Origin of the sequence: Pseudothauera hydrothermalis (assembly GCF_003345255.1) — a bacterium.
GTDB lineage: Bacteria > Pseudomonadota > Gammaproteobacteria > Burkholderiales > Rhodocyclaceae > Pseudothauera > Pseudothauera hydrothermalis.
Map to the genome: position 1 here is coordinate 2570327 of NZ_CP029331.1, position 11663 is coordinate 2581989.

At 64.6% G+C, this 11663-nt stretch carries 10 protein-coding genes; 5 read left to right on the forward strand and 5 right to left on the reverse strand.

Features of this window, described 5'->3' with window-relative positions; translation table 11 throughout:
* Positions 1-6 precede the first annotated feature (6 nt).
* From prmA to DIE29_RS12305, 3 genes are all read left to right on the forward strand, one after another.
* On the forward strand, positions 7-909 hold the full coding sequence (prmA, locus tag DIE29_RS12295; protein WP_114650034.1) for a 50S ribosomal protein L11 methyltransferase: 903 nt from the start codon (positions 7-9) through the stop codon (positions 907-909).
* On the forward strand, positions 906-2012 hold the full coding sequence (locus DIE29_RS12300) for a DUF3426 domain-containing protein (protein ID WP_114650035.1): 1107 nt from the start codon (positions 906-908) through the stop codon (positions 2010-2012). The genes prmA and DIE29_RS12300 overlap by 4 nt, the downstream gene beginning before the upstream one ends.
* A gap of 114 nt (positions 2013-2126) precedes the next feature.
* Complete coding sequence (locus tag DIE29_RS12305; RefSeq protein ID WP_102042615.1) at positions 2127-2495, forward strand: diacylglycerol kinase; 369 nt, start codon at positions 2127-2129, stop codon at positions 2493-2495.
* A gap of 13 nt (positions 2496-2508) precedes the next feature.
* Here the strand turns inward: DIE29_RS12305 and DIE29_RS12310 are convergent, their stop codons facing one another.
* The 3 genes from DIE29_RS12310 to DIE29_RS12320 form a co-directional block, all read right to left on the reverse strand.
* Positions 2509-2982, reverse strand: coding sequence for an outer membrane lipoprotein (locus DIE29_RS12310; protein WP_237269456.1), 474 nt, complete (start codon positions 2980-2982; stop codon positions 2509-2511).
* Entirely contained in the window at positions 2961-3911 is a 951-nt protein-coding gene (locus DIE29_RS12315; RefSeq protein ID WP_114650036.1) for a carbohydrate kinase family protein, read from the reverse strand. Before DIE29_RS12315 ends, DIE29_RS12310 begins: the two co-directional genes overlap by 22 nt.
* A 94-nt stretch (positions 3912-4005) precedes the next feature.
* A complete protein-coding gene (locus DIE29_RS12320) occupies positions 4006-5232 on the reverse strand; it encodes a glycosyltransferase family 4 protein (RefSeq protein ID WP_108080712.1) in 1227 nt (408 codons plus the stop codon).
* A gap of 181 nt (positions 5233-5413) precedes the next feature.
* Between DIE29_RS12320 and DIE29_RS12325 the strand changes: the two genes are divergently transcribed.
* Positions 5414-6172 carry a GNAT family N-acetyltransferase gene (locus tag DIE29_RS12325; RefSeq protein WP_102042618.1) on the forward strand — a complete coding sequence of 253 codons (759 nt, stop codon included), beginning with the start codon at positions 5414-5416 and terminating at the stop codon, positions 6170-6172.
* 65 nt (positions 6173-6237) lie between these two features.
* Positions 6238-6984 (forward strand): lysophospholipid acyltransferase family protein, encoded by a 747-nt coding sequence (locus DIE29_RS12330; protein WP_114650330.1) that lies wholly within the window; start codon positions 6238-6240, stop codon positions 6982-6984.
* Between the two features lie 39 nt (positions 6985-7023).
* Here DIE29_RS12330 and DIE29_RS12335 read toward each other — a convergent pair whose 3' ends face one another.
* Entirely contained in the window at positions 7024-8286 is a 1263-nt protein-coding gene (locus tag DIE29_RS12335; protein WP_114650037.1) for a class I SAM-dependent methyltransferase, read from the reverse strand.
* A 491-nt stretch (positions 8287-8777) separates the two neighbouring features.
* On the reverse strand, positions 8778-11657 hold the full coding sequence (locus DIE29_RS12340) for an HAD-IA family hydrolase (RefSeq protein WP_114650038.1): 2880 nt from the start codon (positions 11655-11657) through the stop codon (positions 8778-8780).
* Between the last annotated feature and the right edge of the window lie 6 nt (positions 11658-11663).

Here is an 11663-nt window from a genome sequence, read left to right on the forward strand (position 1 = left end):
CCGATCATGTGGATCTCCGTCACCTTGCAGGCCGACGCCGCCAGAGCCGAAGCGCTGTCCGACGCGCTGATCGAAGCCGGCGCGCTGTCGGTAGGCATCGAAGATGCCGACGCAGGCACCGCTGCGGAGAAGCCGCAGTTCGGCGAACCGGGCCATCACCCCACCCGGCTGTGGGATCACAGCCGGGTGGTTGCCCTGTTCGACGGCGAAACCGACCTCACGCTGGCGCTCGCCCAAGCGGCCAGCACTGCCGGATTTGCCGCGGTGCCGCCCTTCACCGTGGAAGAAGTGGCCGAACAAAACTGGGTGCAATTGACCCAAAGCCAGTTCGAGCCCATCCGCATCAGCGAGCGCATGTGGATCGTGCCCTCTTGGCACGACGCGCCCGACCCCTCGGCGATCAACATTGCCCTCGACCCCGGCATGGCCTTTGGCACCGGCTCACACCCCACCACCCGGCTGTGCCTGCAATGGTTGTGTGAGGCCGTGCGAGCCGGCGACCAGGTGCTCGACTACGGTTGCGGCTCCGGCATTCTCGGCATCGCCGCCGCCAAACTGGGCGCGGCCGAGGTCCTGGGCATAGACATCGACGACAAGGCGCTGCAGGCCGCGCAGGACAATGCCCAGCGTAACCGCGTCAGCCTTCGCCTGCAGCACTCGCGGCTGCCGCTCGAGCAGCGCTTCGACATCGTCGTCGCCAACATTCTCACCAACCCGCTATGCGTGCTCGCCCCGCTGCTTGCCGCCCGGCTCAAACCCGGCGGCTGGCTGGCACTGTCGGGCGTATTGGACACGCAGGCCGAACAGGTCATCGCCGCCTACGCCCCGTTCATCGCCTTAGAAGTGGGCGACACCCAGGAAGGCTGGGTGCGGCTCGAAGGCTGCCTCAAGGAGCGCGGCCGGACATGATGTTTGCCCGCTGCCCGGCCTGCCAGACGGTGTTCCGCGTCCGGCCGGAGCAGATCGGCGCACGCCGTGGCGAAGTCCGTTGCGGTCATTGCTTTCACCCTTTCAATGCGCTGGACCACTTGCTTGTTCCAGCCAATGCCCGCCGCAGCCCGCCGAACACATCGGCGCCCCCGCAAAGCGGTGTAAGCGTCCCAGTCCCTGCGCCCAAACCAGCCCCTGCGCCCGACCCGCTCGCCGACACCGCCGCCGCGGCGCCCAGCGTCGCACCAGCAGCCCCGCTGGGCGTCGAGCTGGATTTCGAAATCCCGGAAGTCTGGCGCTCCCCCCGCGCCGGCAAGCCCGCTCAAACCCCACCCCCGGAAACCGAAGCGGCCCCGGCGCTGGATTTTTCCTCCGCCTTGGCTAGCGCACTGGCCGATGCGGGCGCCGGTCGTACCGAACCGGGCCGCGCACCGACCGATGAGGCGCCAGCTCAACCCCCGGCCGAGGACCTGACCGCCGACACCCCGGCAGTCGAACCCCGCGCTGCGCCGGTCGAATCCCCTTCCGCCGCCGACCTGCCGGCCGACGCGGACGCAAACGCTGCGCACTACGACATCCGCTACGGCCCGGCCCCCGCCGCCGGCCGCCGCTGGCTGTGGGGGCTGGGTGTAGGCGTGTTGCTGGGCATGCTGGCGGTGCAGGCGGCTTATCTGTTCCGCGCCGACATCGCCCGCAGCCTGCCGATGCTGCGCCCGCTCTATCTGGCGGCCTGCGCGCAACTGGGCTGCACCGTACCGCTTGCGCAGGATGCGGAGCAAATCGGCATCGTCGCCTCCGACCTGCAGTCCGACCCTCGCACCCCCGGCCGCTACACGCTGGAAGCCACCATACGCAACCGTGCAGCCTACCCGCAGGCTTGGCCGTATTTGGAACTCACCCTGACCGACATCCAGGATCGCCCGCTGGTACGCCGGGTACTCACCCCTGAACAATGGGCGCAGGCCGAAACCGCCAAACTGCGGGCCGGCTTTCCGGCCGGGCGCGATCAGACGGTCACCCTGCACTTCGACGCCCCCGGTCTGCAGGCCGCGGGCTACCGGCTGTACATCTTTTACCCGTGAGCGCTCCGGCATCATCGAGCGGTCATCGAACGCCGCTAAAAAGGTCATTTCTCCCTGCCGCAGCCCCCACCAACGAGGACCCCGACCCGCATGGAGCCACAGACCCCGCCGCCTATGGAAAGCCCGTTCAAGGGCAAAACCGGCCTGGTGCGCATCTGGAACGCCTTTCGCTATTCGCTTGCCGGCCTGCGCGCGGCCTTCAAACACGAGGACGCCTTCCGTCAGGAATGCCTGCTGGCGGCCATCCTCATCCCCGCCGCTTTTTTTGTGCCGGCAACGCTCCTGGGCAAAGCGATACTAATCGGCAGCACCCTGCTGGTGCTGATCGTGGAACTCATCAACTCCGCCATCGAGGCCACGGTCGACCGCGTCTCGCTGGAACACCATCGCCTGGCCAAACGGGCCAAGGATATCGGCAGCGCCGCGGTATTGCTGACGCTGCTCAATTTGGCGTTGATGTGGGCGCTGGTGCTGCTCGACTGACAAGGCGCCAGCGCTAGCGCGTCACCCGGGTGGTGCCCCCATCGCTGAGCAAGCGAACCCGCTCGCCGGGCCGAAATTGCTCGCCTTCGTCCTCCTGCACCACAGCCAGATAGCGACCATCGTCCAGCCGCACGGTAATCTCCACGCCCTGCCGCCGGGTCACGCCTTCTTCGATTGCCGCACCGGCCACACCGCCGGCCACCGCGCCAACGATCGCACCGGCGACCGACCCGCGGCCCTTACCGATATTCGATCCGGCCAAGCCGCCCAGCGCCGCGCCGGTCGCCGCGCCCACCGGCGTTTTAGTGCCTTCGAGCACGACCGGACGCACCGACTCCACCGTACCAAATTGCACCGTCATGGCCCGACGCGCCTCGGTGCGCTGATAGGTGCCGCCCCCTAAGCCGGTGGCACAACCGGCCACGCCCAGTGCGGCTACCGTCGTCATCAATACCACCAACTGTGTCAGTCGTTTGCTTGCTGCCATAGCTCCTCTCCAAAAGCCGCCAAGTAACGGGCGGCAATCTCCGCGCGCGATGGCGCATGATTTTGCCCGCCACGATGGGCGATTTTGATCGCCCCCAGCACGGCCGCCAAGCGGCCGCAGCGCTGCCAATCATACCCTTGCGCCAGGCCATAGAGCAGGCCGGCCCGATAGGCATCGCCACAGCCGGTCGGATCGACCACCCGGTCGGGGCGCACGCTGGGAATATCGATGCGACAGCCATCGGTATAAATCTGCGAGCCCTCCGCGCCCCGCGTCACCACCAAGGCGTCCACCCGGCGGGCCAGCGCATCGAGCGTGAGACCGGTTTTTTCGCACAACAGCCGGGCTTCGTAATCGTTGACCGTGCAGTAACGGGCCCGTTGCAGGCACTCCAACAACTCCTCACCGGAAAACATCGGCAAACCTTGCCCCGGATCGAAGATAAAAGGAATGCCCGCCTCGGCAAACTGAGCGACATGGCCCAACATGCCTTCGCGCCCATCCGGCGCCACGATGCCCAGGCGCACCCCGACGGCCTCCTCCACCTTGTTCAGATGTGAATGATTCATGGCGCCGGGATGAAAAGCGGTAATCTGATTGTCGTCCAGATCGGTGGTGATGAAGGCTTGTGCGGTATAGGTGCCGGGAACGTGCCGCACATGGTCCTGCCGCAAGCCCAACCGCGCCAGCCGTTCACGATAAGGCGCGGCATCGTCGCCGACGGTGGCCATGATCAGCGGCTCTTCGCCCAGCAATTTCAGGGTGTAAGCAATGTTGCCGGCGCAGCCGCCAAACTCCCGGCGCAGGTCCGGCACCAGAAAAGCGACATTCAGAATGTGTATCTGCTCGGGCAGGATGTGATGCCTGAAGCGGTCATGAAAGACCATGATGGTGTCGTAGGCGATGGAACCGCAGACAAGAATCGACATGGCGGGGCACCGGAAAAATACGTGAGGCACCACATTATCCCGGAACGGCGCCGCCGGCGGCACCCCGGCATACCAAGATCGCGCCGGCGCGGCGCTAAGCGGTCCGCGGCCCGCCCAGCCGGCCGCAGTGCGTCTGACGCGCCTCATGCGCGGCAATGACTTCATTCATCACCGCCAGCAAGCGGCGGACAATGCCATCCCAGTCGGCGTCCGCCACGCTCGCCCGCGCCCTGGTCGCCAAGCGCCGGCGCAAGGCCGCATCGGCGCCCAAGCGTTGAGCGGCCTGGATGAAACCGGCCTCGTCGCCCAAGGGCACCAGCCAACCGTTGTCGTCGCTGCGCACCCGCTGGGCCGCTGCGGCATAGTTGAAACTCACCACCGGCAAGCCGCTGGCCAGCGCCTCGGTGGTTACGTTGCCGAATGTCTCGGTGGTGCTCGGAAACAAAAACAAATCGGCCGAGGCATAATGCGCCGCCAAATCCTCGCCGCCGCGCATGCCTGCATAGATGAACTCCGGGCGCGCGGCCTCGAGCGCGGCCCGCGCCGGGCCGTCGCCCACAAACAGCAAGCGGGCGTCGGGCTGCACCGCGCACAGCGCATCGAAGGCGCGCACCGCCAGCGCCAGATTCTTTTCCGGCGCCATGCGCCCGACCACCGCCACCACCACGGTGTCATCGCCCGCACCCCAGGCGCGCCGCAAGGCTGTGGAGCGTCGCGCAGGATGGAACAAACCGGTATCCACCCCACGGGCCACCACCTCGACCCGGCGCACCCCGCGCGCGCGCAGCTCCGCGGCCAGCTCCGGGGTAGGCACCAGACAGACCTCGCCCTTGTTGTGAAAGCGCCGTAGCCAGGCCGCCACCGGCTGCTTGAGCCAACCGACGCCGTAATAGCCGCTGTAGCGATGAAAATTGGTATGAAACTCGGTGATCACCGGCAGGCACAGCTTACGCGCCGCTGCCACCGCAGACCAGCCCAGCGGGCCTTCGGTGACCACCTGAACCACGTCCGGGCGGCGTAGCGACCACAACCGCTGCAAAGCGCTGCGCGCCGGCAGACCCAGTTTGAGCTGGTTGTAACGCGGAATCGGCATCCCGCGCGAGAGCACCTCCTCCAGCCCTTGGGCGCTGGTCGGGCGGTCGTCCTGCCCCTGGCGCGGACGCACCAACTGCACCTGATGGCCCAGGCGCAACAGGCCATCGACCACGCGGCCGGTGGTCATCGCCACGCCATTGACCTCCGGCGGATAAGTTTCGGTCACCACCGCAACCCGCAACTGGCGTTCGGCGGTTCCAAGATGCATGACGAGCGGCGTATCCATGAGCGCGTATGCTGCGCAGGCAAAACGACAGGGCGATGACCCACCGATGACGTTACCGTTACCGCCGCTGTCACCGTGGCGTCATCGCAAGGTCACGTTTGCGCAACGCACGCTTTCGACAATGGCGCAACCGTCCAGCGGCCCATCTGCCTGCCGCCATTTCTCTACAAGGACCCGCGCCATGCTGCACAAAAGCCCGCAACTTGCCCGCAAGGCCAGCCGCAACCTGCATGTCGGACTGGCCAACTGCGACACCGAAGTACTGGAAGCGCAAAAACTGCGCTACCGTGTGTTTGCCGAAGAACTGGGCGCCCGCCTGCCCTCGCGCACACCGGGCGTGGATCGCGACCTCTACGACCCATTTTGCGAGCACCTGATCGTGCGCGACGAAGACGCCGGACGCATCGTCGGCACCTACCGCATCCTGTCCCCGGCTGCCGCACGCCGGGTGGGCGGCTACTACTCCGAAAACGAATTCGACCTCACCCGCCTGCAGCACCTGCGCAACCGCATCGTGGAAATCGGCCGCTCCTGCATCGACGCCGACTACCGCAACGGCGCGGTCATTGCCCTGCTGTGGAGCGGACTGGCGCGCTACATGCAAGACAACGGCTACGACTACCTGATCGGCTGCGCCTCCATCAGCATGGCCGACGGTGGCCATGCCGCGGCAAGCCTGTACAATCGCCTGCGCAACACCCATCTGGCGCCACCCGAATACCGCGTGTTCCCGCGCTGCCCGCTGCCGCTGGCACGCCTGCGTAGCGACCTGCCGGCCGAAGCACCGCCGCTGATCAAAGGCTATTTACGCGCCGGCGCGTGGATTTGCGGCGAACCGGCGTGGGACCCCGATTTCAACACCGCCGACCTGCCGATCCTGATGCCGATGAACCAGGTGGACGGCAAATACGCCCGGCACTTCATGGGACGCAAAGACTGAACACCGCAACCGCCCACCCCGCCAGCTCCGGCCCGTTGCGCGCCTGGCGCACCCTGCGCACCGCCGTGCATCTGATCCAGGGCGTGTTGACCACCGCCCTGGTCTATCCCTTTTGCCGCCCGGACACCCGGCTGGCGCTGCGCCAGCGCTGGTCGCGCCGCCTGCTCACCCTCCTGGGCATTCAGCTGGAAATCGACGGCCCGCCGATCGAACCCGGCTGCCTGCTGGTGGCCAACCACATCTCCTGGGTGGACATCTTCGTCATCAACGCGCTGGCGCCGTCGGCCTTCGTCTCCAAGGCCGAAGTTCGCGCCTGGCCGATCGTCGGCTGGCTGGCCGCGCGCAACGACACCGTCTTCCTGCGCCGCGGCAGCCGCGGTCACGCCAAGATCGTCAATGCCGAAATCGCCGCCCTGCTGGAAGCCGGCCGCAACGTCGCCGTGTTCCCGGAAGGCACCACCACCGACGGCAGCCATGTGCTGCACTTTCACGCCGCCCTGCTGCAACCGGCGATTGCCGCCGGCAAACCGGTGCAGCCGCTGGCCATCTCCTACCACGCCCCCGACCGCACCCCCAGCCGCGCACCGGCTTATGTGGGGGAGGTGTCTCTGATCGCGTGTTTTGCTTCCATCATCGCCCAGCCGCATATCGTGGCAACGATCCGCCCGAGCACCTTGCTCGACACGTCTGTGCTCGGCGACCGTCGCCAGGCGGCTCAAACCGCGCGGAACTGCATCGTCTGGGCTTTGGAGCAAGGCTGGAGACCGGAACCTGTCGCTGCTGTCTTAGACTCCGCCACGCAAGGCGGGTGACTCGCTGCTACCGCAAACTTCACGCCCCACTCGGCCCACTCAGATTTTGGGTGAGAATCCCAGGAGCGCACGCAAACGCGCGGCCGCGCGACGACCAAGCGCAAGCATTTCGGACCGAGGCGCCTGCACACCCGTATCGCTGCCTTCCGGGTGTAAAACGCCCGCGTAGAGCAGCGCTGCCTCCCCGCGTGCGTCGCGTGCCGTGACTTCCACGCGTAGCTCGGCCGGCCGCTCCAATTGCAGAGTAAATACCCACCCTGAGCCTGCCAGACACCTTTCCCCGAACACCCGTTCAACGTCTTCGCGCGGCATACCGGTTGCGCAAGCATGCATGGCTCCGTTGACCCGAATATCGACTTGCCTCACTGGCCCATCATCCAATGACGCTGCCCAGCCACGCAGAAACAATTGCCCGTCCCGAGTGATGCGGCGCTCGTCGACCCAGCCCCATGGTCCGTAGCGAAAACCTTTAAGCACATCGAGGTCCAGTTCGCCACACCGGGCGATCACGTAAAGATCCTGTTCATGAGCAAGTCCGCGCGGGATACGATGACAGTCAAACTGCGCACCGCAGACCGTCCGCACCGCCTCACGCACATAGTGTTCGGTCACATACGTGGTGCCATAGGCATCCGCATCGAGATCGGCGTTCTCGCTGAACGGGCGAAAGCTGATACCTTCGGGCGGCATACTTTCGCCCGTCGGTAAAAGGCCGGCGCCATGCACGCTAAAACAGATCGCACCGCTTTCGCTCACACAGTCCTTGAGCCGCGCCAACCAGGCATGAAACAGCCTGCCCGGCAGATGAGAAAACAAAGAAGCGACCCAAATCAGATCGAAGCTGCGCCCCGGCTGGAAAGCGCCCGGCTCATAGGCGGACGGCACCACCTTGACCCGGAAGCGATCCCGCACGAAGGCAAGCGCCTCAGGCTGAATTTCGGCAGCCCAAATCGCCCCTTCAGCGAAGGTGGGAGACAAAAAACGCAACAGGCGGCCATATCCACACGCAAAATCGAGCACAGCAGCCCCAGGGCGCCGATCAATGCCAAGCAGCGAGTACACCTGCCGAAATGCTCGATATTGCTGTAAGCCGACATTGAAATACTGGCTGAATGCGGCGTTCGCATCCTGATGATGCCGCAGCGAATGCAGCAGCATTTGATCGTCCGGATGGATACTGCAATCGATCACCCCTGCTGCGTCCCCCTGAAAGCCGGCATAGGCCGCCACGCGAGTGCACCAATAAGAATCGGCGCACATTTTTCGCACCTGTTCCAGGAGCGCCGGTGCAATCTCAGACATTCCCCCTCCTAATCAACCGAAAAGTCTAAACCCATGTCGGCGCTCAACTCCGTCCCCCGCCGCGTAACGCGCAAAAAACGAAGAATGGAAAACCCAGATGGCCCTGCCAAGGCCCCCAGTACATTGCCGCAAAGGCATCGGCAAACCCGGCCTGACGCAAATCGGTCAGCACATCCCAACCGAAGTTTTGAAAACACAGCGAACCCTCTTGTGAAACCGGGTTCCCATGAACTGCCGGCGGCAAGTGATGCACCACGCCCTCGGTGCCAAGTGAGGCGCGGATTATGGACGGAAAGGATCGACCGCTCACTCAGGCACCTCGCTTCTCTGCCGGCGGGGCAGCTCTAGCAGGCCGTTGAAAAACGTAGCGAGGATGGCCAGATGCAAGGCGCACGGAGCGCAGCGACCGAGACATATCAAATAGATAGGCGAGGGAGCGAGCACCGCGCAACGCCGCAGATGGCCCACCGCAGTAGTTTTTCAACGGCCTGCTAGGCCACCAAGCCCCTTCCGCAGTAATGATCATCCAGCACCAAGGCATTGACGACGGCCTGTTCCGCATCGGCCATGCGCTCGACAAACGACTCGAACAGCCGCAAGGCCAACTGGGGCGGTACGGTGAATTCGGGTAGCAATCCGCGCCGCACCTTCAAAGCATCCTCGACGTACGCCAGCGCCCCGGCGTGCACCTCGGCCCGCAGCGCGCGCGTAGCCAACTCCGCCGGTGCAAGCGTTCGATACTCCGGCCGCACCTGACCATCCGCGGCCCACGCATACCGCACCACCTGGGGGTCGTCCGAACTGAACAGCTTTTCCGCTATGAAGCTTTGCGCGATAAATGTCGGCCCCGCAGGCGCCGGCTTGGCACGATCATGGAAACAACCCACGGCCATGACGCCGAACGCTTCCGCGACCCCGGCCGCCCGCTCGTCGGTGGCCATGTAATACCCATGCACCCCACCGCCAAGCAAAACATTCAGTCGGCGCTGAATGGTACCCGAGTAGCCAATATCGACCACGGCCGCCGGCTCGCACCGATCCATCCCCAGTCCAACTTCGCGCAAGTAGCGCATCAGCGGCCCCCGTTCCGCCTCCGCCTGCCGCAACACCTCCGGCAACACGGCGTCGAGCACCGGCAGCAGATCATCGATTCCTTCGTCCCGAATCTGCACCTTGCGGCCTTTGCGCCATAGCCCGCGGTCGTAGAGCGACTGCCATTGCGCTTCGTTTAGCGTGACGCCAAAACGTTCGGTCAAGTAATCGGCCAACGTATTGGGGCCATAAAAGGTGCGGGCGATCGCCAGCATGTCATCCATGCCCGAAATGGCCGGCACATTGACCGCACGACGTGACAGCACAAGATACGACGCAGACGGCAACCCTTCTGCAACGGCAGCGTAGCGGCGGAACACTTCCAGCAGAAACTGACCTTCGCGGGCAAGAAAATACAATTTGCGCACCCCGTCGGCCTGTGCCCGCGCTGCCAGCCACTGCACAAACGACAAGGCCATAGGCCCGGCCACGGTATAACCCAGCGCACGCGGGCTGGCTTCACCCACCAGGCAGGCAGGATCGAAAGCGCTCAAAAACCCGGGCGACAAATAACGCTGCACGATCAGCCCCAGCGCAAGATCGCCGTCGAGCGCATTGGCCTCCTCGGACTGCTCCGCCTCCTCGATCAACGGCGCCATGCGCGGCAACGCCCGCGCAAGCTCGACCGCGCGCAGCACATGCAAAGTGTTCATGCCGCGATCGGCCGGAATCTGGAAATCCGAACGCTCGTTGTCGCCGACCATCAGCACTTGGTGCGCGAGAACGGCTTCTTTCTCGAGGATATAGTCATAGAGCGCCCCGCTGTCTTTGCGCACCCCCACCTCTGACGATACATAAAGGGCGTGCCAGCCCGTCACTCCGCAGCGCAGCAACATCGCCTCCAGCTGCTGGCGAGGCAGATACATATCGCTCGCCAACACCACCCGCTTGCCCGCACGCAGCGCATCGTCCAACAACCGGCGGTAATCTTCGCGCGCCGAAACCGCTGCAAGCTCAACCTCCTGCTCCAACCGCCGCAGCGTCGCCACATCGGCTTCCGACAAACCGGCCAAGCATCCCAGTTGAGCCAAAATATCCGGCAAACCCACATCCCGTCCGGCACGGGCCCGGGCCACATTTTCAGCCTCGGCGCGCCAACGTAGATACTGGCTACCCAACACCGCCCCCGCCCGGCGGGCCACGACCTGCTTGAGCCGCTCCGGCTCAAGCAAAGGGCGTTGCAAAAGGGTATCGAAAATATCGAACACCACTAAACGCACGTCGGCGCTGGAAACACGCGCACGCGCCCATGCCGCAGTGCGCTCCACCGCTTGCTCGAACCGCCAGGCCGACCACGACGGCTGCAAAGTGTCGCGCAAAATGGCCACTGGCTTGCCCGAGTGCTTTGCCAGCACACCCAGCAAACGCTCGAAGGCGTGCGCCAGCGTGCCGTCGGTCTGCCCTTTTTCCTCCTCAAAGTCGCCCAACTGCACGCCTGCCTCGAACAGAGGCCGCAAAACTTCTGTCCGCGCCCAAAACATCGACCCCACCGGAAAATCGAAATACCCGCGCGGCACCCTTGCGATGCCCAAACGCTGGCACCAGGCCCTGCCTGCTTCCCGGTTCGCGAGCCAAGTGCTCGCCATATAAGGCACCCGGCCAAAACATTGGGGGAAGACCATTCCCGTTCCATTGGCAAGCAAAGCAAAAATACGCCGCAACCGGTCTTCACTCCCGAACAAGGCGCCCAGCAAATAGTCGCGCCAGCCGTCGGTCGCCCCCCGGTTATACAGCGATTTCTTGGAATGGATATGCGCAATGAAATCGAAAGCGCTCAAATCCTTGCCAAAGGTGCACAACATCGGCGCGATGTCGCGCCCGCGATTCGGCACAACTTTCACCTCTAGGCCGGCCAGTCGCGGCAGGCGTCCGAAAACTTTGCGACATTCGGCTTGGGCATCCGCATGCGCGACCGAGACAAACAAATGAAACTCGAACGGCATGTTATGCAGGCGTTCGGCAAATTCGGTCGCCAGTTCTGGATAAAACACATGCGCATGAACTGCCACCCTGCCGGGCGCATCCGCCAACGGCGCCACGGCGGACAGATCCACGAGGCTGGATGCACCGGGCAGCGCGGCACCGCCTCCAACCCCAGGATTCGTCCGACGCTGACGCCACAGCTCATAGTGCGCCATGCCACGAAACAAAAAACCCGCATGGCGATAGGCCAGCTCCACCAAAGCGTCACGCCGCCGTACCGGCAGCCGCCAATAGACCGCCCGACCCAATTGGCGAATACGCATGCGCAGCCCAGTGTTGGTCAACACGTCAAACATCTTTTG